At 43.6% G+C, this 21,834-nt stretch carries 19 protein-coding genes; 7 read left to right on the top strand and 12 right to left on the bottom strand.

Annotated elements, in window-relative coordinates; translation table 11 throughout:
• Nucleotides 1-2: 2 nt before the first annotated feature.
• The 8 genes from KGZ93_02230 to KGZ93_02195 form a co-directional block, all read right to left on the bottom strand.
• Entirely contained in the window at nt 3-998 is a 996-nt protein-coding gene (locus KGZ93_02230) for a 4Fe-4S dicluster domain-containing protein (protein ID MBS3908445.1), read from the bottom strand.
• A gap of 256 nt (nt 999-1,254) precedes the next feature.
• Nucleotides 1,255-1,425: an SEC-C domain-containing protein gene (locus KGZ93_02225; protein ID MBS3908444.1), complete on the bottom strand. Its 171-nt coding sequence runs from the start codon at nt 1,423-1,425 to the stop codon at nt 1,255-1,257.
• Between the two features lie 180 nt (nt 1,426-1,605).
• Complete coding sequence (locus KGZ93_02220; protein ID MBS3908443.1) at nt 1,606-1,902, bottom strand: nucleotidyltransferase family protein; 297 nt, start codon at nt 1,900-1,902, stop codon at nt 1,606-1,608.
• A 601-nt stretch (nt 1,903-2,503) separates the two neighbouring features.
• Complete coding sequence (locus tag KGZ93_02215) at nt 2,504-3,109, bottom strand: DUF4352 domain-containing protein (protein MBS3908442.1); 606 nt, start codon at nt 3,107-3,109, stop codon at nt 2,504-2,506.
• A gap of 682 nt (nt 3,110-3,791) precedes the next feature.
• On the bottom strand, nt 3,792-4,841 hold the full coding sequence (locus KGZ93_02210) for an SIR2 family protein (protein MBS3908441.1): 1,050 nt from the start codon (nt 4,839-4,841) through the stop codon (nt 3,792-3,794).
• Between the two features lie 11 nt (nt 4,842-4,852).
• On the bottom strand, nt 4,853-6,772 hold the full coding sequence (locus KGZ93_02205; protein ID MBS3908440.1) for a hypothetical protein: 1,920 nt from the start codon (nt 6,770-6,772) through the stop codon (nt 4,853-4,855).
• A 216-nt stretch (nt 6,773-6,988) separates the two neighbouring features.
• A complete protein-coding gene (locus KGZ93_02200; protein MBS3908439.1) occupies nt 6,989-7,687 on the bottom strand; it encodes a hypothetical protein in 699 nt (232 codons plus the stop codon).
• Nucleotides 7,688-7,803: 116 nt separating this feature from the next.
• Entirely contained in the window at nt 7,804-9,717 is a 1,914-nt protein-coding gene (locus KGZ93_02195) for an S-layer homology domain-containing protein (GenBank protein MBS3908438.1), read from the bottom strand.
• Nucleotides 9,718-9,860: 143 nt separating this feature from the next.
• Here KGZ93_02195 and KGZ93_02190 point away from each other — a divergent pair, with 143 nt between their 5' ends.
• Nucleotides 9,861-10,163 carry a helix-turn-helix transcriptional regulator gene (locus KGZ93_02190; GenBank protein ID MBS3908437.1) on the top strand — a complete coding sequence of 101 codons (303 nt, stop codon included), beginning with the start codon at nt 9,861-9,863 and terminating at the stop codon, nt 10,161-10,163.
• Nucleotides 10,164-11,836: 1,673 nt separating this feature from the next.
• Here KGZ93_02190 and KGZ93_02185 read toward each other — a convergent pair.
• The 3 genes from KGZ93_02185 to KGZ93_02175 all read right to left on the bottom strand — a co-directional run bounded on the left by KGZ93_02185 (nt 11,837) and on the right by KGZ93_02175 (nt 15,087).
• The gene (locus tag KGZ93_02185) at nt 11,837-14,311 is read right to left on the bottom strand and encodes a toprim domain-containing protein (GenBank protein ID MBS3908436.1); all 2,475 of its coding nucleotides are present in this window, start codon (nt 14,309-14,311) and stop codon (nt 11,837-11,839) included.
• 128 nt (nt 14,312-14,439) lie between these two features.
• Nucleotides 14,440-14,616, bottom strand: a complete 177-nt coding sequence (locus KGZ93_02180; protein MBS3908435.1) for a hypothetical protein — start codon at nt 14,614-14,616, stop codon at nt 14,440-14,442.
• Nucleotides 14,617-14,703: 87 nt separating this feature from the next.
• Nucleotides 14,704-15,087: a hypothetical protein gene (locus KGZ93_02175; GenBank protein ID MBS3908434.1), complete on the bottom strand. Its 384-nt coding sequence runs from the start codon at nt 15,085-15,087 to the stop codon at nt 14,704-14,706.
• Nucleotides 15,088-15,587: 500 nt separating this feature from the next.
• On the opposite strand from KGZ93_02175, the gene KGZ93_02170 reads away from it, so the two are divergent.
• The 3 genes from KGZ93_02170 (at nt 15,588) to radC (ending at nt 18,752) form a co-directional block, all read left to right on the top strand.
• Entirely contained in the window at nt 15,588-16,721 is a 1,134-nt protein-coding gene (locus tag KGZ93_02170) for a hypothetical protein (GenBank protein ID MBS3908433.1), read from the top strand.
• A gap of 104 nt (nt 16,722-16,825) precedes the next feature.
• Nucleotides 16,826-18,274: a recombinase family protein gene (locus KGZ93_02165; protein ID MBS3908432.1), complete on the top strand. Its 1,449-nt coding sequence runs from the start codon at nt 16,826-16,828 to the stop codon at nt 18,272-18,274.
• Between the two features lies 1 nt (nt 18,275).
• Nucleotides 18,276-18,752 (top strand): DNA repair protein RadC, encoded by a 477-nt coding sequence (gene radC / locus KGZ93_02160; GenBank protein ID MBS3908431.1) that lies wholly within the window; start codon nt 18,276-18,278, stop codon nt 18,750-18,752.
• A gap of 11 nt (nt 18,753-18,763) precedes the next feature.
• Here the strand turns inward: radC and KGZ93_02155 are convergent, their stop codons facing one another.
• Complete coding sequence (locus tag KGZ93_02155) at nt 18,764-19,015, bottom strand: hypothetical protein (protein ID MBS3908430.1); 252 nt, start codon at nt 19,013-19,015, stop codon at nt 18,764-18,766.
• A gap of 142 nt (nt 19,016-19,157) precedes the next feature.
• Here KGZ93_02155 and KGZ93_02150 point away from each other — a divergent pair, with 142 nt between their 5' ends.
• From KGZ93_02150 to KGZ93_02140, 3 genes are all read left to right on the top strand, one after another.
• On the top strand, nt 19,158-19,493 hold the full coding sequence (locus KGZ93_02150; GenBank protein MBS3908429.1) for a hypothetical protein: 336 nt from the start codon (nt 19,158-19,160) through the stop codon (nt 19,491-19,493).
• A gap of 454 nt (nt 19,494-19,947) precedes the next feature.
• Nucleotides 19,948-20,862: a DNA adenine methylase gene (locus KGZ93_02145; GenBank protein MBS3908428.1), complete on the top strand. Its 915-nt coding sequence runs from the start codon at nt 19,948-19,950 to the stop codon at nt 20,860-20,862.
• Between the two features lie 10 nt (nt 20,863-20,872).
• The gene (locus tag KGZ93_02140; GenBank protein ID MBS3908427.1) at nt 20,873-21,607 is read left to right on the top strand and encodes an HNH endonuclease; all 735 of its coding nucleotides are present in this window, start codon (nt 20,873-20,875) and stop codon (nt 21,605-21,607) included.
• Nucleotides 21,608-21,834: the final 227 nt, after the last annotated feature.

The raw sequence follows: 21,834 nt of genomic DNA, 5'->3' as shown, positions 1-21,834 counted from the left end.
ACCTATTTCTCTCCTTTCATAACCCTATAAGCGGCGACGCCCGCGGCGAGCGCGCCGGCTACCGGTGCGACCGCGTAGCTAAGAATCATCCCGTTGCCGGTATCGAGGTAATTTTCCTCCCCCGGCTTCATGCCGGGGATGCCGACGCGCTCCGGTTTCGGGGCCTTTTCTTTCTCAGCCATGATCGCCGCATGAACCTTATCGAACGAGACCGGCGAGACGTAGAAGGTCGAGGTACCGCCGTTCTCTTTATCCCCGTAGATGTGGCCGCCGATCTCCCCGGCTCGCGCTTGCGCCAGCTCGCGCACCTCTTCCTTTTCGCCGAAGACCGCGGCGGCGTTCGGACATGCGTCGACACAGGCCGGGTTTTTGCCCTTTCGAATAAGGTCGATGCACAAATCGCATTTATACATAACACCGCCGCCGATAAGGCCGGGCGCGATTTTCATATAGAGACCGACGCCGGCTTGGCGCTGCGGGATATCCCAAGGACAGACATCGCGGCACTTAGCGCCACCGAAACAGCCATCGTGATCGATGACGACCGCGCCTTCGGCCGTCTTGTCCTGGACTCCGAACGGACAGAGATTGGCGCAGGGCGGATTATCGCAGTGCATGCAGCGACGGGGTACGTTCAGCTCTTTGCCCTCGACCTTTACCGTTTGCACATAGGTCCAGTTGTACGGGGTAAGCTTATCGGTCATCTCCCTCTTTTTGGACCAGTCCTCTTTCTTCCCCGTCGGCCAGTTATCGGGAATCGGCTCCTTCGGGTCGGGGAACCGACCGTTGTTTTTTATCCGGCACGCGCTAACGCAAAGCGGGGTGACCTTGCCCGCGCAGCCGTCACACTTGGTCAAATCGATAAAGGTGCCGAAGCTCTTGCCGTCCGGCGTGCCCGCTTCGGCGATTCCGTTTTTACCGGTCGATAATACCAGTGCGCCGGTAGCTCCGGCCGCGAATGTCCGCTTAATAAAATCCCTTCGTGAAATGTCTTCCATCACGCTCTCCCTCCACACCCTAGATACCCCTGGGGGTATAATATAGAATTTTATACCATGCCGGGGTATGCTTGGTCAATGACAAACTACGGCAGGCTCCTCTTTCCTGTTCGTTTGGTGTGTTGGGCGAACGGATCAACCGCTGCTGAGAAGCCCTAGCGGGGTATCACGAAGAAAACAGGTTGACGACATCGCGGTGTTTACGGGACGGTATGGTTTTCGGGTTCTCGCGCGACCGCGCGTATTTTTACCTGCTTCAGCGGCGGGATGCGCACTGGCCGGCTCTTATCGCAGCTAAGCGCTTCTGGTCTTTCTCGAAGTGGCAGTGCTTGTATTTCTTGTCACTTCCACACCAGCACTTCTCGTTTCTGCCAAGCTCTTGCTCGGGGGGCCGGCTTTTGCCAAACAAATTCTTAAATAAACTCATGTCAACATAATAACATGCTCGCCCAATTAATCAATTTCAATCCCCCGGCAGCTCGTCGAAATCGTGTGTGCTCACAAACTCCTCGCTCGGGAGCGGCTCGGTTTTACTGGTCACCCCGGCTTTGTAAACCAGCAGCCTCAGCCCATACAACACAGGATATCTTTGATATAGAGCGAATAATCACGCATAGATCGCCTCGTTTAAGATTCGCTCTTTTAACTCTTTTCTTATCGCAGGCTTTCTGACCAAATCCACTCTACGGCCCAAGATTCGTCGCAGATATTCTTCAAGCCGTATTAGCTCAAAAAGGTCGGGTAGTTCGTGGAAGTCAACGAGTATGTCAATATCGCTACTTCTTCTTTGCTCACCTTTCGCAAATGAGCCGAAGACGGCAATTTCCTTAACCTTGTATCTATCGTGCAAATATTTCTTCCGTGTCTTTATGATTTCTAGCGCATCATTTACGGTTGCTACCATTTCCCATCCAATCCTTGCTCTTTTCGCTAATGTAATTTTACTATACTCCAAGTTATCGTCAAAAACTTAATTCTGAAATCCCCGTAGCTCCGTTATTTCTTTATCGTTTAACCCTGCTGCCTTCATTTAGAAACTGATTTACTGGTGATGCTATCTTGTGCTATTCCGCTAAATCCTTCTCAACCAGAACATATCTCTTTTACGTCTGGCGACGCATCTCGTTCCTCTGTTAGACGCACAGTAGCCAATTTCATCATCTCCCTTATCCTGTAACAGACTTTTAAAATCTATGCCCCCCAACAAGAAGGATAAACTGTTTCGCGGGGACATATTTTCAAATAATGATAAATGTCATCTGATGTCCTTCTAGAGAAGGGCGTGCGATTTGCCTAGATGGATAAACGCTGACACCCAAAGCCTATTCCTCGTATCCACATCTGAGTTCCTCGTCCGGATCGAGCCTCTATGCAGCCTGGCTCGAAAACGCAATTAGCCCCAGCATTTCTACCAGGGCTTATCGGTGGAGGATAACGGGCTCGAACCGACGGCCTCCTGCGTGCAAGTTCGGTTTTCAGGATTGTCTGATCTTTAACTAAATGGTTTAGCGAACGTCAAAACCGAGAGCTTCATCATCAAACGGCTGATAAGTCAAGACTAGGTCGACTTCATCTTTTGGAACTTCATAAACAGCAGTCACCAGACCATCCTTCCCCGGCTCAATAGGATTCATATTATAAAGACCGCCACGGCCGTTAGTTACTACTCGCGCGTATTCTTCTGCTTCTTTGTTTTCGAGCTTAAGCTCTAAGGGGGCAACTACATGGGGTTTTGAGTCTATGTTCCTAACTTTAAGCGTTACTAATAGATACTCATTACCCTCGGCTGGCACGCCCGTGCTTTCAGGACTTTCTCCGGGCTCACCTTTTTGCAGCAGTGCGGTCGCCTCGGGGGAAGACAGATTATCTGTAGCAGTAACCTTCTCCGCAACGGTCTCAAATTTTTTGTTTTGACCTTTTTCGCCAAGCGGTAACACGGCCACGCTCTCTTCTTTAATCTCAGAGTAGCCTTCATCCGACTCAGTTTGAGAAACTTTTTCTCCCGAGACAGGTTTCACCTCAGCTTTTTGTCCGCAACCGGCAATTGCATAACTTCCAATAATGAGCAATCCTGCCGAGATTATTGAAGCCACTTTCATAAACTCTTTCATAAACTTCACCCCACTGATAAATGAAATACAAACTTGTCTCTGAAAATATTCTTAATAGGATGGTTCCTCAAGATTAATCCCTTGGCAGACAGCTTCAGCGCCGGCCTTTTGCACGATTGAGCCAAAGCAACCGCTTTCATAGCATTTTGTTAAATCATATACTTACCGGAGTGTCTTTGGAAGACATTTCTGAACAGTTCTAGGATAAGGTGATTAAGCTCGGCCTTTAGTGGGAAATGAGCACCTCGCTCAGACCAAAACACAAACCTTCGAACTCATCGAACGGCTGCTTAATCAAGCTAATTCTGCGCGTCAGCACTTCTTAGCGGACAATCTGCTCAAGAGAAGAAGGAATTGCTCTCTATTGTATCTTCGAACCTGGTGTTAGCTAACCGTGAAATAGTCTCCTACCAGCTAAAAGAGCCATTTGAAATGATATCCAAATGGCCCAAAACGACTAATCCTGAGATCTTGTGGAGGATAACGGGCTCGAACCGATGACCTCCTGCGTGCAAGGCAGGCGCTCTACCGAACGTTCTTGAACTACGCCCCCAGATATTCTTATATACTTTTGTTAACCAACTAAGAGCTGGCTCAAATTATATAGGTCAGAACAGCGTGCGCCTGCCCTTCAATCCAAGCATACTATTAATTATTAGACCCTAGTAGAGTCCAAGGCTTTTTAAAAACTACTTTCTTCCCCTGTTTCCTCAACCTCATCCGATATGTTGGCAAAAAAGTCTTCAGATAAGGTGTCAAGGAATTCTTTCGCAGTTTTTAACACTGTAGTGAGCTGACTACCCACACCAGGAAATGTTACCTGGAATTCATCTTTTATGTCCTCGGCATCCGGCGAAACAATGATGACTTTTCGGGTGATGTTATTTCTTAGGGCTTGTTTTAAAATGCCGTTAATATGTTCATCTCTGAAGCTATAGCCCAATGTCAGAATCACTTTAGATTCCAAGGAATATTTTCTCAGTTCATAAGCAAAGAATAGGAATGGGTCGATATATTGCATTTTATAATCGGTTCCAAAAATTAAATCAGGTGTCTCGGGGATGTTTTCAACCCACCGCAAAACATCGCCTTGCTCGAAATCTCTTTCCCAGTCAATAGACCCGTGCAGCTTGTATAAGTAGATACCAGGCTGGTATTCATCCCTTGGTTCAAACCTTCTCCAATCCCAAACCCTAGAACTATCAAAACCTCTCTCCAGGCTACCTTCTTGGGGGGCTGTTTTTTCAAAGCATAAATCATAATTTAGGGAGAAAACTCTTAGCGAATAATTATAGTCTGCTTGTAAATCAAAAAACCGTTTGTAGTAATCAGCGGTCCCATAGTTACCAAGAGATATCCACCTTTTAAGTTGCTCTAGTATCTTTCTTTTAAACCGGTTGACTATTTCCAAGTCATGCCCTGCAATCTCCAAAAGCCTTGGGTTCCAGCTACCTATAAAGGGATAAATGATGCTGTTTTCCTTTTTCTCTAGCTCGCCGAGCACATTAACTAGTCTTTCTATATCAAAATTATTTGAGAACTTGCCAGCTATCCCATCTGCATACAATACAGCGCTCTTAACATAGTTGTATATCTTGAAGAACTCTTGCCACTCATGATTATTATCAATTAAGCCCTCAAGGTTACCAATCATTTGCTTTGAGGCTGGTATGCCAGCATCACAACTACAGCCAGCACCAATTAATATTAATAGTTCGTCTTCTCTAAACATGCTCTCCCTCGCTAGAGAAACCACGGTTTAAATGTACTTTCAATCCCCGTTATCTCCTCCGGGAATTGTTTTAAGAACCCCGCAATTAACTGGCAATAATAAATTGATACAGGAAGACTCTTGGCATTGAACCCTCGCCAGTTTGCGCCAGAGAGATTCAAAACATCCTGCAAATATTTAACCCTATCGGCTTCGCCTAGGCTTTCATTGTTGCTCCAGTAGAATTCTATATATGTGGGTCCCGGTGGCATTTTATGAATGGCTTCCTTGTGGTATTGAAGGCCCTCAAACCATACCAAGTAGCTTTTTTGGCGACCACCCGATAGAAGCACGTAACTGCTTTCATATGGTACAAGGCTGTTCGTATGGGCAAACCCGAAGAACTTATTGTCAGAATTAATTCGGAGAACTACAAAATCGATTTCCGATATCCCTTCTTCTTCAACATAGCTATTGATTGCTTGGTAAATGGCTGTAAGTTCTTTTGTTCTAATTTTAAAAGGGATGTGGAGGACATATTTGGTGTAACTTTCACCTAGGAATTCTTTGATTGTCTTTACGATGTTTTCTTTTAGTTGATTTAGATAATCTGTCTCCTCTGCGGAATTTCCAAGAACATTTATTCTCTTATAGATTCCACTCGAATCCGTACAAACCGAATATGCAAAATACTTCACTATCGTATCGTTTTGCTTTTGGTGAGATTGACCTATACCAAAGATTAAACTCTTTTCGTGACTAGGAGAAACCTTCCAAGCCTTTCCGCCCAGTTTAGAGAAAATCTGCAGAGCAATATTCGACACAGACCATTTTAATGATTCCTTTTTTCTAATAAGCTGGCTGGTTACTACCTGCAGGGGAAGGTTTTGCTTTAAAAGATTATACTTCATGAAGTAATAAGTATCTTCATCGTCTTGGTTGCCAATAAGTATCGGCACGAGTAAAGAATCACCGATATCGGTTTTTAGTGCCTGAAGTCTTTCAACTATATTACGAAGGCTTTCCCTGGTATAATCTGGAATCTCGCCTCTTCTTGTGCCTGCGATTTTCAGCTTAAAGGTCTTCTCTAAGCCATTAAACTGAACGCCATAAAGCTCTCCCTTTAGGGCCTTCAATAAATCATCTGCTAAATATTTGTCAGCTGAACGATATATTAACGCCAGCACTATATTCTCATCAATGGCTTCTAGGGGACCATTACTGGTTAAACCTCTGAATTGAGAAATATCACTCTTTCCGTTGCCGAATATATAGGTTTTAGCTTTTAGTCTCTCGACAGGGAGTTCTTCAGGGGTTCGCGAGATACTTAGGCTTGTTCCATTGTTTTGTATAGCGAGAGGAAAAAGCTTATCGTTAAATACCTGCAAGAACGCCTGTATTTTTTGATATTTATCTATATAATAATTCCTGTTGCTTCTGAAGTTGCGATCCAGACTCAAACTCAGCTGTTGCACATCCCTCGAAAAAGGCACATCTGTTTTTTTTCGAAACTTGAAATCAAGCAAGAAACCAAATTTTCCCTTCGGTGTTAAGTAGAAAGGCTCAACCCACACACCGCTCTGCCCTTGCGGATAGTCTTTTAACACAAAAAAGATGTTCCGCCTGAACTCTTTCTGGGGTAGAACGTAAAGGTTTTCAGATAAAGTGGCTATAGCTTTCTTTACGAGTAGATAATATAAGAAATGCTGTGTTAGTTTGCGATTGTAGTCTGGTTTACAGGTGAACTCTTCGAGCTCTTCTTTTGGCTCAAAGGATATCCAGTAATCCATACGTTGTTCTTGGTCGCTGGTTATTGGTAAGGAATTACGATAAAGACCTGCGATGGTGTCTGCTTTTTCCTCACCCCTATATCCTTTTCTCCATATTTTGAACGCGAACTCTTGTGAAGTGAGAGCGTAAAAGTTCAACCTTATTTGCTCTTCGTTTTTCATATTCCTCGGAACCCTAGAGTACACTTATCAATACTTCATATGTCCTGGTAATTACAGGATACCTAAATCCTTTTCTCTGCGCAAATTAACCGACCCTATGGTTATAGAGAAAAAAGGGGGCTTGGATTGCTTATGGATAATCATGCCTCCTCCTAAGGCAGTGGCTGGGTCCGCAGTCTTATCAATCCCGAGCTGGTTATCACAGTCTGCCCCATGCTAATCATCACCAAAGATTTCTTCCTGGGCAGATAATGTTCTACCCTCGGGCGTTGCAAATACAATGGCAACCTTAAATGGCTGGGCATCGACATCGCTGATGCCATACTTTTCTTTGGTGCTTTTCGGCATGCTAAGCTCCGCGTAATAGATGCGAATTTCGTACACGCCGCCCTCGTGGGGCACATGCTCTCTCAGTACGTAATCGTCAGCATTGATGTGCCTCGTTTGACCATACGCTTTTATCCACGTATCGTGAGGCAAATAGGCGTATATATAAATCTCGAGCGATACCTCACCATCACTTATGGTAGGCTTGCCACCTTCATCCTTTAACGCAAAATCAACATCAATGTATCCTTCGGGTTCTGGCGAGGTGCCCATTGAGATTATCTCGATGTTTTCAGCGGGTGAGGCGGATTTGTTGGCAGATAGTGGCTTGTATGTTAAGGGTGGCTGGGCTTCCGTTGTCGGTGGAGATGCTTCGCTGGATGATACTGTAGTATCGGGAAGCTCAATCTCTGCGGGCTTATTCTGATGACTCGTGATAGTAGTCTTTGACTGTCGAGGCTTATATCCTGGCAGACGACCTGCTTGGTATAAATGCGGCAATACCACTCCGATTAGTAGGACAATTAAAACTGATAGCGTTTTAATAGCAAAACGCCGCTCGTAAGAATCATCACCGCTATCCTTCATAGCATCTCCTTTCTGTCCAAATTCGGCCAACATTTAGTATTGTTTAAAGCCAAACCTCAGTTATTACGCTTTATTCAGCCAACTAAGATTTTGGGCATTAGTTAATCGAGATTTTGCTAGTTCAGTTTATCTTTGCCCAGGCACACAATCTTTGAGGCCTCGGCTCTTGTAACCGCTTGCTCTGGCCTAAAACTACCGTCAAGATAACCCCCGACAATGGAATTGTTTCTTGCAGTTAAAACATAGCGATATGCCCAGTGAGAGGTCGATATATCGCTAAAGCTACCCCCCGAGGTGCCTACGGAGAGATTGCTGGCCGTAACTATGATTTTGCTTATCTCAGCCCTGGTTATTCGCTCTGTCGGCTTAAAGGACCCGTCGGGATAACCGCTAATTACTCCAAGCTCTTTGGCTTTTTCTACATAGCCTGATGACCAACCAACACTAACATCTTTAAAGTAGCCTTTGTATGATGCCCCAGGGCTCTCTCCAAGGGCAATTATTATGACTTTTGCAAATTCAGCTCTTGTCATGGGATTATTGGGCTTAAAGGTGCTATCTGGAAATCCGCTAATAATGCCATTTGAGGCTAGCTCTTGAATATAAGAAAAATACCAATCTGTTGTGTTGACGTCACGAAAATCAAAGAGAAGCTTTGCCGATACTGCTTCACTGGCAACACTCTCGCTTCCAGTAGTATCGAGGGCTTTTATTCCGTAATAATAAGTAGTGTTTTGCATAACATGGGTATCCACAAAGGATGTCTTTGTTATAGGCTCCCAGTTAATTCTTGAGCCAGTCTCAGTCGATGAAGTTGAGCGGTAAATGTTATAGCCTGCAATATCATCTTCAGTGTTTGCGCTCCAAGACAATGTTATAGTTTTGCTGTCTGCTTTTGCCTGCAACCCTTGGGGCTTTGCTGGAGGCTCTGGATTGACTTGGGTATAGATGTATAGGTTGGAGCCATTTGCCATAGCAATGTCGGTTCTTCCATCTCCATTGAAATCTCCTGCAGCAAGATACCCTGCACCGAACCCTAATATCTTTTGTGATAATGAAAGTGTGCGGTTCGAGCCCTGGGTAAACACTAAAAGGTTTCCATTATTAGCACTCCAATTATCCATATTTGCAACCATAATTACTACATCGCTTAATCCATCTGAGTTAAAATCAGCAACCACAGGATTCGAAAAACTATTATAGCCGCTTGGCTCAAGGTCATATCGGTTGATTAACCCTTGAGAATAGACATGAAGTCCTTGGGGATCTGAAGATAATATTTCTGCCACACCATCTGAATTTACATCGCCCGCAGCAAGGCTTACCGAAGACATTCGGCTCCAATCGCCAAGCTGTAATTCCTCTGCAAGATAGCTCCCATCATCTTGCCGGTAGCAAATCCAGGTCCTTGAGCTTACACCGCGCGAAGCTATCAGAATCTCCGCTTTGCCGTCGCCGTTAACATCGGCGACATCCAATCTATCGCCATCATAATATGTGATTTCAATTGAGTTCCTGTCTAGCGTGCCATCGGCCTTCTGCAAAAAAGCACTGGTGCCACTAGTCCAATAACCACCGGTAATAACAAGATCTTTTCTTCCATCATTATTAACATCTGCAATCTTTACATCATTGCCACCCATTTTGATAGGCTCAAGCTTGTCAAACGTACCATCAACATGCTGAATAAAGACTGCACACTCGTCAGCACCAACAACAGCAATATCGTCCCTACCGTCACTATTGATATCTCCAGATGTGATAGCTCTGCCGTTAACCGCAAATATAAGCTTAGAGTGTAATTTCCTGTCAGTGCCCTGAACCAGTATAATAAGCGAGCTGTCGGTAAGAACCGCTAAGTCTGTACGGCCATCACCGTTGTAACCACCAGCTGCAATTGCCTTAATCTGCCCAGATAATTTATACTCTACGGGTCTATTTAGCAGGTTCTGAGATGATGATAGAGCAATCGCTGGCGACACAGTAAAGATTAATAGGAAGATAACAACACACACGGATAAGCATTTCATGTTTGCCTCCTAAGCAAGGGATTTCTCTACAATTATAGTTTATGCCCGATCAATAAATCAACAATTAGTAAAGTCGTTGCTCAACATATAAACCCATTGCTACGTTGGCTTAAACAGCTTTAACTAACGGAGCAGGATAAACCATGTCTATAGATAAAAGATTACGGGAAAGACGTGCGGCCTTGGGTCTTACCCAAAAAGAGTTAGCGAAAAAGGTGAACGTTTCTGAACAGCTAATCAGCCTTTGGGAGCTTGACCGAAGATCTCCTTCAGCGACAAAACTTGCTGAGCTATCAGACGCCCTAGGTATTACAACGGATTTTTTGATTAAGGGCATGGAAAGTGAACTGGTTTGTGATATTGAGCTTGCCATCCGTTCCAGTGACCTCTCATCAGAAGCTAGAGACGCGCTTCTAAAAGTCGCAAATCTCTTGAAAGAAAAATAGGCTCGATGTGTATTTAACATGGAGCCCGCTAATAACCCCGGCATTGCTCTTTTCCTCCCTTCAGATTGTCAGCCAAGGACTAACGCCAGTCTCCAAAATAACGAATACTATCCTATTCGTTATGCAGCGCCATTATCCCTTCTGTGAAAATGGGGCCATCGGGAACGATTCTATTTTATTAGCATCGGAAGTCTTGCGAACACTGGAACAGTCGTTTAATTATTGACGTCCTCTTTTGGCTTTTAGCCAGCGCTATTTAATATAAGCCCCTTTCTACGCTTGAGCTGATAAAGCTTGTTAGAGCCAATCCTAGGACTGTTTGCACAAAGATATGGGAGAGCTGGCGGTCTAAGCGAAATATGTCGGTATTTGGGGCTGGCGATTTATGGTTCGACTGATTAATCCATTGAACTGCAAATGAATATATTTCTGAGAACGGGTTGATTTGTCATTTCAGGCAGTGCTTCTTCCCAGCTTCCTGAAATATATAGCTTTACCTGCTAAGACATAACAAATAAAGGAAATATTAACCTCTAGTCTATTCCTCATCTAAATCGCTGTTCATAGTACAATTTGGATCTTTGGTCGATTAATAATGAATTCCCATCTCATCTAGCCCCTAAAGAGTCTGGCATCTATTAAAATAAATATGGGCCGAGGAGTTGTCGCTATTAGTTGCTCGGGCTTATGTTTTACTCAGAGTTATTGCTGGTTCATTTTTATACAGATCCGCCATAATGCTCAATTTCCTTACGCATCCTCTAAGAGCGATATTTTTCATACCATACCCTTTGATATTTGGTTGGCCGACGTTCTTTTAAAGAACTAGCTCCCGACTAATTCCCGACTGGTTCTTCCTAAAATAAGCTTATCTACCAGGCGATATGGTTAACTGGGTCGCTAGACCCATAGGGTACAACAAAAAATATTTCTAAAAACTTATCTATTCGATTTTGCCTATGTCGGCCTTAGATGAGGTAAAAACCTATCCGGTCTTTTCAGTAAAGCATCCAATAATGCAGTATTTACTATGATTTCTGTATTCTCGATTCTATATATCATATGCCTGCTATGAAAAATTCATTGGCTTATCGGTAGTTGACCCCACTGAATTTTTCATTATTATCCCCAATCTTATATCCAGTAAGCCCCATATGGATTTTAATATGTTTGTCCCGGAAAGTAATTATCAAGTAGATACCGCTTGAAATAATTACCATACTAAAGAATTCATCCTCTTTTGTGGGAATAACCTTCAAAGCTGGAATACCTTTTATGTTTTCTAGTAAATGTAGAGGTCTATAATTTATTCGGTAAGCGCTATCCCTTATATTTCAATAAATCCTCCATTTAATAGGTGTTTTAGGTTTTGGTATTTTGTACAACAACCGATTTTAAGACACCTTTAGGGTATCTGATTGCAAGATTAGATGGTTGTCGTTTACGATAATTATTGTTTTAATAGATGACCAAGCAGCTTGGTTTCAAAAAACCAGACTCTATCTACCCTATAATCAACTCAGCATATTTACCTTGCTAATATAGTGAGTCGCTAGCTCAAAAGGTAAGTAAAAATATTTTTTGCTATACCTAGAGAACTAGCGACCCAGTTAGGTGTTTTACCTGATAAATGGCTAAATATGGGGGAGAACTAGTTGGGGTCCAGTATGGAGCTAGTTCGCTCTTGAGCCCATATCACACCCCTGATTATTGTTCTGAGACTCCATAAAACGAGTTTCAAGTTCTTCGGGAGTAAGCAGGGGTGATGCTATATCTTCAATCCCCTTTACAAATCTGTATTGATACAGCTTGCCGGCTCTACCCTCAACAACTTCTAGGCATCCCGCGTCAACCGCCTCATCTATGAATTGTTTTGCATAGTTCTTTCTCCAGCCGAGTTTTTCGCAGAGTAAAGGGCGTGTAACATAGCCTCTCTTTCCATGCCCAAGCACCTTCCAAATGCTTTCAGCTGCATTAACCAGCTCCTCACCCTTTTGAGAGACACGCTTCATAAGGGTTTGGTTTATTACGCTGCCTGCAAGGCTATAGGCAATTTCATAGTCCTTTATGGAGGCCACAACATACTCTTGGCCCTCTACGGTTTGGTGCTCGCGCTGGTATTGATGAAAAAATGCAGAAGCCGCGATTAAGGTTAAAAACCGGTCGTGGTCTCTTCGGGCGCGAGGCAGTTTAGTGGGAAATTCTATAAGCCCTGCGAATGGCATGACTACCTCAAACCCCCGCAATAGGCGCTGTGCGTTTTGAAATGCAGCGACAAGCGCTTGAATGTTATCTTGAGGCTGTGTTTTTTGTATGTACTGCTGGCGCTGCAAATCAAGAACTCGCGCAGTATGCGCAGATGAATCGTCAGTGCTAACAATAAATACTCTTGTTGAGTTTTCATCATGCAAAGAGCCCTCCGTCGTAGTCACTATAAAGGAAAGTGGACCCTCGACCCTTTTTTCATCGGTTGTGATATTTCCCGTCCCTTCATTTTTAATAGGGACAAGCAAAGATACTCCGCCTTCACTTTGCATTGTTCTTATCGTGTAGTCGCTCTCCTCGGAGCCATGCCGCTCGGCGATAATTAGAACCTTGTGCTTTAGGTTTTTGCTAGGCAGATAATAAAGAGCGTTCTTGGTTACCCTCGATACATCCTTTATAGCCTCTGGCGGAAATAGTTTGCTAACCGAATAAACTACATAGCTTTTCCCGGTCGAAGCCTGCCCAGTTACAACGACATTGATGGGCTTCTTAAAAAGGCGCGAGACCATGGCGAGAAAAAGCATTAGTTTCAAAGGTATTTCATCGACGCATCCAAGCCTCCAAAGCACCTCCAACACTTTATCAAGTAGATCCGGTGATTTTAAAAGCTCTATCGCTTCAGCTTTTTCGCTCTCTGTTAGGACAATCTCGGGCTCCGGGTCAGCGCTTGATTCGATGTCCTGGATTGAAAAAGCATCAACTTCTTTCCCTAGTACCCTTATCCCAAGCTTTAGCTTGGCGCTGGCCTTCTTAAGATAGGCTTCGCGCTCGACGCCCTGCAAGGTGCTTAATAGCGGCACAAGCTGGGTGCGTATTGCTTCAACCTTATCGGCATCTGAGAGGCTCTCTATTTCGCTAAGCAGGACATCAAACCATGGCTTAGCGCTCTTAAAAAGTTCGGCAAATTCAGCCTCTTTGCCTTCCATGAAAAGATCGCTGACATCCTTACCATCTGGAAGCGCAGCTACATATGCCTTTATCCCTAGCTTTTGACATATGCTTTTGTATGCTTCCTGGCCAGCCTTATCACCGTCAAGACATACATAGACTTTCTTAACATGATTAAATTTCGATAACCACTCGTCTTTTAGATTGGTTCCGACTAAAGCGGCAGAGTGGTATCCAGCTTGCTCTAAGCTTAAGCAATCAAACGAACCTTCAACCAGAATTATTTTGCTGTGCCTTAACGCAGCTTCATTAAAAAGGTGATGTCTCTCTCCTGTTAGGTTGAGATATTTGGGGCCGCTATCATCAAGATTGCGACCAATCATATTGACCGTCTCACCTCTAGCAAGATAGGAAAAGACAATATGATTAGTAAAGTAATCTATATATTGCCCGTCGCTCTGCTTCTTTATTACACCTGTCTCAGCAGCCAGGTCAAGGTCAACACCTTTGCTCTTTAAATAATCGACCAACCCACCGTCTGCATATCCTATCCTAAATTTCTCAAGAAATTCTTTGTCTATTTTTCTTTCTTTTGTGCAATACTCCAAGGCTTTGCCTTCTAAGTTTCTGGCATAGTAATCTGCAGTAAGTTCTAAAATGTTTCTTCTTTGCCAGTACTTGTTGTCGGGCTCTGAATCGCCAAACCGCTCAGGCATTGGCATGCCTGCCCGTTTCGCCAGATAACGAACAGCATCCAAGAAACTTAATCCCTCATGATCCATGATAAAGCTGACAACATCACCATGCTTTCTGCACCCAAAGCAGTGAAAATGATCCTCATAAACTGTAAAGGACGGCTTGGTGTCTGGATGAAAGAGGCATATGCCTTGAAAAGCGCTGCCAACCTGCTTTAATTTAATGTGTTCTCCAACTACATCCACTATGTTGTTTTCTAATTTAATTCTATCTACAAAATCTCTAAATTTTATTTCCACGTTTACAACCTCCAATTCAGGCTATTTTTCTACAATTGTGACTACATTTCGAACTTCAACTGAAATAAAGTAAAATTAAAGAAGCCTGGGGCCACATGTCGTGACCCCTCTGGCATACCACTCCCGGGCTAAGGGCCTGCAAAACCAGATGCCCGGGAGTTCTTTTCTGCTTGCTCGATCTTTTCTTTCTCACCTCCTTCTTTGTCCTTTTGAACAGAAACATCGACCGTCTCTCTTAGCATCGCATTGGCCAATATAGACGCGGTTATTCTGTAGGCCTCATGTTGCTCCTCGCTTTGTTCCATCACTGCCTCCTTTCGTGAAATGCTTCCTGGGCGATGGTGTACAAGCCCGGCTACCAGGAGCGATGCTGCAAGGTTGTTTGCGCCTATTTATTTCTTGCTGCGCTTTTTTCTGCAAAACCGCTCTTTCGCCGCCAGAATCCTTGCTTCTAAAACAGGATCTATATCATCGAACGTTTCTGGAATTTCGATTTTTGATTTGATAGCCAGAAAGATGAGGGCACCGAGGCGCGTTGTTTTCTTGAGCCGTGCCATAAAGTCAAATACATCTCCGTTCGAAGGGCACGAAAAGCACCAAAACTGGTTTGGACTGTCCTTATAGACTTTGAGACTAGCGTATGAATCTCTGTGAAAACAGCAATACGTTTTCCATAGATCAAGGTATTCCGACATAGGACTTCTGCCATACTTACTGATGGTATCAACAAGTGGGTTGGCATCGGCTACTTGTTTGACAAATTCACCGAATCTCATGATTATCACCTCCTTTGCAATAACTACTTGAGAAACCTGTGATTTACTTACCGATATTGAATTGTCAAAGAACAGCTATCCAGGACCTTGCATTGGATTTAGGCAAGGCTTAACTAAGGACTTGGTATCTGGTTTTTTGGCACAAACCAAGTGCAGATAGTTAAAATGCCTAAGGTTAAAAGTTGCATTTAAATAAAAGGGGGTTTTGTTTTTTTACTTTTCGAGGTAAACTTAGAGGCGAAGAGACCTAATATTCTTCGCTTGAAAGCCTCTGGAGTCCGGCAAGATTACGGAGGCTTTTCCTATTTTCACCGCACGAAAGCATATGCTATCTATCACTCCTTCCGTTTCGTTAGTTGTTTTGCCATCCACAAGGATTATAACCCAATAAAATCAAAAACTAAGAAATATATCGCACATTTACTGTTAATAATAGTGTGTGCAAATTTGGTTTAATCTGTTATCGTTACAACAACAGACTTTTTATCAAGGAGAAGCAAGTGGATGACGATGAAGTAACGCTGGATTTCTTTGACTACTTCGACTTAATCGACCGAGAGCAAGGCTATCCAGAAAAAAAGCTTAAGAAAAACAAGTACTATGAGTCTCTCCTGAAGTTTGATGTGGCTAACCAGACAGAGCTTGAAAGGTTTATATTCGAGCACTACCCATACTTCATTAATATCCCTACCGGTGAAACCAGCGCCTCCTCTCAGGTTAAATGGCTAACCATGGTGCGCGTTGAACTCGATTGGCTAAAAGAGCTGGACGTAAACGTAGGTACTTTTGCTGAGGAACTCCTTTCTAGAAACTTCTACGTCAAACAAAGAATTGCGGGCTATCACCACCCCACAAACGAAGAAATTATGAAGTTCAACAAATCATACGATAGGCTAAGACGTGAAGAGCTGTCACCAGAGAGCAAGGAGCCTTTTTGTCGGCATTTTAGCAAAGGTGCGACAGAAGCATTCTTCGGACCAAAATTGAAGCACACGATATTCCTTACTCATAAAGAATATATAAATATTATTGGTCAAACTATCGAGCGCTTCAAATACCTAGCAGATATCGCTGCCGATTTTTCAGATAAGCTTTACTTCCATGGCCAGCGTGACTCAAATGTCGGACCCTTTCTACAGCCACACATAGAGGGAACAATGCTTATCAGAACGATAAGCGCTTATCTTGAAAGGGTCTCCCCTTGTCTGGTTGAAGTCTTTACGCCTGTGGATATTACCAAGAAAATCAAGCGACCCAAAGATATAATTGTTGGTGAATTCGCTCACCGCTTTATCTTGCCGGAATTTGTAACAAGCGATGGCAAACATAACGGGTATCTTTATTTTCACACCAAAGATAGCTATTTTAGGGTGCACGGCGTTGACTTTATACTTCAAGCCTATTTCGAACTATACGATGCCTTTCGAACAAAAAGACCTTTTATAAAATGCTTAGTGTGCGATAAGCCCTTTCAGCGCGGTATGAAGACAAAATACTGCGGCCAAACATGCCAAGATGCTGCCAGAAGCAAATATATGCAAGAGCGATATGGTAGCAAGGAGTATAGGGAAATAAGGAAAAACTGGCCAAGCTACCCTGAGCCCAAGAAAAAAAACAAGAAAGGTAAGGATTGAAGCCTACCTATCAAGAGACCTTTTGTGGGTCTCTTTTTTACCGCAAAATTTGCACACATTAAAAATACTTTTCATTGTGCAAGATACGGCGTAAACTTATTCTTATGAATAAGTTAGCCACTCTTAGCAAACCAAAACGAGCGGCAGGTTATGTGCGCGTTAGCAAGGAGAACGAAGAGAGCGGCATTTCCCCTGACGTTCAAATAGAAAAGATTAAAGAGCGCTGCTCCAAAGAGGGCTGGCCGCTCGTTGAAGTGTTCCGAGACATCGACTTCTCCGGAAGAACTACCAATCGTCCTGCTTACCAGGAAATGATGGGGCGCCTGAATGAATTTGACGTCGTCTTGGTCTATAAGCTCAGCCGATTTGGCAGGCGCTTGCGCGATATCTTCAATGACATTGCCACGCTTGAGCAAAACGGCGTTGACTTTGTCTCGACATCAGAGGAGTTTGACACATCAGCTCAAGGCCAACTTTACCGGGGAATGACGGCGCTTATCAGCCAATTTTATTCCGATTTGATGAGCGACTACACCAAAGACAACCAGCGCCACTTAGTTAAAAACGGCAGATGGAGAGGTGGTAATGAGCCCTATGGGTTTAAGGCTGATAAAGAAAAGCGCCAGCTCGTGCCTCACCCAAAAGAAGCCAAGGTTGTAAAAAGGGTCGTGCGAGAATATTTAGATGGCACAACGCTTCGCCAAATCGCCTTTGCCTTGAACCGTGAAGGCATACCCACCAAGATGGGCGCTGAGTGGACCAATACCGCTCTCAGAAGAGTCTTGCGCTCGCCGCACCTAATCGGCAAAACCCCGCTCAATGGGGAGCTTCTCGGTGAGCATAAAGGCATTATAAACATTGATACCTGGGAGAAGGTGCAAGCAAAGCTAAGGGAAAACAGCAGACTGCCGGCGCAGACCATCTCTGCTAAAAATGCGCTATCCGGCCTTATTAAATGCTCAAGCTGTAATGGCACCATGACCCGGTTTCACTCTTTTAAACGAGGCAAGAAATGCCTTATATATATCTGTCGCAATCGCCAGTATAAAAATACCTGCCCCAACGGAAACAACATCCGGGTGCATATTGTCGAAGGCGTTGTCGAAGAGGCACTATTTGCCCGGATAAACCTTGGCAGGCTAAACAGCATGGTAAACCAAGAAGCCGCAAAAATCACCCCGAAAGAACAGGGTGCCATCAGCAAACTAAAACGCAAAAAATCAAGCCTTGAATCACAACAAAAGCGACTGACCAACGCTATAGCCATGATGCCTAATAAACCCATTGAGCCACTGCTTCAGAGGCTCTGTGAGATTGAAGAGGAATTAGAAATGATTGGCAGGAACCTTGAGGTTGAACAAGACCGCATCAAACTTCGCAACCTTGAGCAAGAAAAATTAAAGGGCAGCTACGAGCTTATGCTTGATGCCAAGAAAATCTGGCCTCAGCTTACCCCGCAGGAGAAAAACCAGATTTACCGGCTCTTTATCGATGAAATCATTATTGAAAAAGGCATTGGGCCTGCGCGTGTAAGGATAAGGTGGAAAATCTAGCATGGATAGTGAAAAGGTACCCCGTAATGGTGAGGGCAAGATTAAATACATACAGAAACTATCGCTCTCGGTGCTAAGAGAGAACACCGCCACCCGCTATCAGGAGATTTCAGGTCCTGAAGATGTTTACAAGCTGCCCTTCGTGCAAGAGCTCGCCTTCCTGGATAGAGAGAGCTTCATCTGTATCCACCTGAATACAAAGCACCGGGCTATCTCCTATGAAGTCGTCTCTATCGGGAGCCTAAATTCATCGGTGGTTCATCCCAGGGAGATTTTCAAGGGAGCTATTTTGGCCAATGCGGCCGCCGTTATACTATGCCATAACCACCCCAGTGGAGACCCAACCCCATCGGTAGAAGATGTTGTCGTTACGGGAAGAATCAGAGATGCCGGAAAGATAGTCGGCATTGAGGTGCTTGACCATATAGTTGTCGGAGAAAAGTCGTTTGCCAGCCTGAAGGAGCAGGAGTGGATGTAGCCATACATCATTTATTTAGATTTCCCCTTTTGCTTATTAGCCACAACTCGCTCAATTGCCGCCAATACATCGTCCTCGTTTTTACATCCGTCTATGTCAAAGCCAGATGCTAATCCAAAGCGCACAAATGCTCGTACCAGCTCAGTATTAGCAAGCTTTTTGCCGCCTGTAACCTTAGCCTTAAGGCTTAGATCCTCAAGTTCCTCGACCATATCTGGCGGCACAGTGATTGGGATACGTAGGTAATCTGCTTTTTTAGTCATAATAATTACGCCTTTGCATCTTTGTGCATATATATTTCACCGACTGTATGCAAACTCCTGCTTGCAGGAACAATTTATTATATACAAACATGTGTTCGCTGTTATATCATAGGAGCTGCCCACTAAGTGAAAGGATTATCCTATGCCAGGTATGCGAATCTTCGGTGGTCACTCTATATCAACAGGAGCAAAGAAGGAAGAAATCCTAAAGCAGGGTGAGAAAATTGATGGCGACCTTGCAACTGGAAAACGAATTCTTGCAGACCTCACTAGAGAAGAGAAAAAGTTACTTATAGAAATACTCAAGAGTAGTTTAAGGCACTTCCCAGTTGTTGGTAAGTGGCAATATTGGCAAGAGGGGTGCGTGACATTTCAAGCGAAGCATAGAGGTCTCGCCCCTGCTGTCGGTTCCTGCTCTCGGTCTCAATCAGCCACCTATTTCTTACACAGGCTCTGCTTAACTATTCCGATCTCTTAAAGACGTAGTCGACTTAAGTCAGGACTAGTGGACGGAAGCCTCAAGGCAAGGTTTGCTTTGCTACATCGGACAACGCCGCTTAAACGACAATTAGATATGTCGACAGCGGTTTAGGCTAAAGCGGTTTATCACCTAAGAATTGCGCTTTGCTGTCCAAAACAACCCGGCCAGTTCTATCAACCATGAAATCCATACAAACATTAACACTATGCATACTGCTTAATGGGTCGTCATACTATAAGCGCTTTTCAGCGACAATTAGATTACTGTCTTATAATAAAGGGATGTGTTCTCAGCTTTGACTTAATTCAAAGTAGTAGCTCGTCTGAACAGTCAGTTTATTTAAATTGCAATTGCTTGTATAATAGGTTTAACTCTCAATTTCTATGAAAAGATATATACAAATCGATGCGCTTTTTAGTCACAATAGTAGACTTAAATGAGGAGGCAATAATTGAGATTACCACACCCGATTCCATATCAAGGAAGTAAAAGAAATCTCGCACCATTCATACTGGACCATTTTCCGTCAGGCATTAAGACTTTGATTGAACCGTTTGCTGGATCGGCAGCGATAACTATAGCTGCTGCTGCATATAGTAAATGTAATAGTTTTTTTATCAATGATATAAACAGGCCCTTAATGATGCTCTTCGATGAGATAATAAATCATCCAGAAAGAATTGCTGCTAATTATGAAAAGCTTTGGAATGAACAGCTGGGGCAAGAACGCGATTTTTATAAGCTTGTTCGAGATAAGTTCAATGCCACGCAGAGGGCAGACTACTTTCTTTATCTATTGGCCCGTTGTGTAAAGGCTTCAATAAGGTATAACTCAAATGGTGAGTTTAACCAGAGTCCTGATAACCGAAGGAAGGGCAGAAACCCTATTAATATGCGACAAAATATTCTTAACGTATCTCGTCTATTAAAAAGTAGGATAAAGATAAATTCCTTGGATTACCAAGAAGTATTAAGACAATCCACGAAACACGACCTTGTTTACATGGACCCACCATATCAAGGCACTTGTGGGAATCGTGACTCACGTTATTATGCGGGTATAGATTTTCCTGAATTCGTTTCGGCCTTGCGTGACTTGGTCGAGCGTGAAATATCGTTTATCATAAGCTATGATGGAAGAACCGGCGACAAGATGCATGGCGAGTTGTTGCCAGAGGCACTTAATTTACACCGTATTGAGGTAAATGTGGGGCGCTCGTCTCAGGCCACGCTTTTAGGTAGAGACCATGTGTCTTATGAATCGCTTTATTTATCGCCTGCTCTTCTAAAGAGCCTTGATAGTTCTATCCGTAAGTCGGCTACATTAAGTATCGCATTAAATAACCACCAATTGTCTATTATATAGGTGCTCTTATATGAAAGAATTACCTTCAGAGTTCATGGCGTTATTGGGGTCAATCACCAATAAGCGAGCAAGAGTTGTGATTGACCATATTCTCAAGCACGGTTTTATAACTACAGAGGATTTAGAAAAAACCTATGGTTATAATCATCCGCCTCGTGCAGCTCGCGATGTTCGCGAAGCAGGAATACCCCTAGACACTTTTCATGTGAAATCTTCAGAAGGGCGATCAATAGCAGCTTATGGTTTTGGCGATTTATCAAAAATCCAGAATGGAAGGCTTGCTGGTAGAGCAATAATCTCAAAGGAATTTAAGCAAGCTCTTTATGCAGCTAACGAAAGTAAGTGCTACGTTTGTTCTGGACATTTTAAGTCTCGGTATTTGCAGGTTGATCACAGAGTCCCCTATGAGGTTGCAGGCGAAAAGAGTGTTTTTGATAGAGAGCTAGCAGATTATATGCTTCTTTGCGGCTCTTGTAATAGAGCGAAATCTTGGTCATGCGAGCATTGTCCAAATTGGATGGGCGAAAAGCTTTCAGAAATTTGTTTGAAATGCTATTGGGGCAAACCCGAAGATTACCAGCACATTGCATTACGCTCAATAAGGCGCGCTGATATTATTTGGGAAGAGGACGAAGTGGACGACTATGAAAGATTAAAATACCAATCCCAAAATACTGGCGCACCTTTGCCAGAATATGTTAAAGAAATTGTCGCTAAATATATTGATCAAATTCAACACGACTAACGGCACTTTGATTATTTCTAATAATTAACCGTTAAAGCGCTTCTGGGCTTTTGCGTATCAAGAATAGCAGCTATAGCGTTTATAATATGGCAACAAACCGCCTATGGATAATACAAGAGAGTGGCCCGCTATTGCTTATATCTTCGGCAATTATCTTTTTATTGTGACCGTACCTCATTTTCATTACAAACCGAACCCAGAGATATTCTCATCATATTAGGGCCATA

It is taken from the genome of Actinomycetota bacterium (genome assembly GCA_018333515.1).
Taxonomy (GTDB): Bacteria; Actinomycetota; Aquicultoria; order Aquicultorales; family Aquicultoraceae; genus Aquicultor.
The sequence above is the reverse complement of the archived record's forward strand: the minus strand, read 5'-3'. Positions and strand labels throughout refer to the sequence as shown.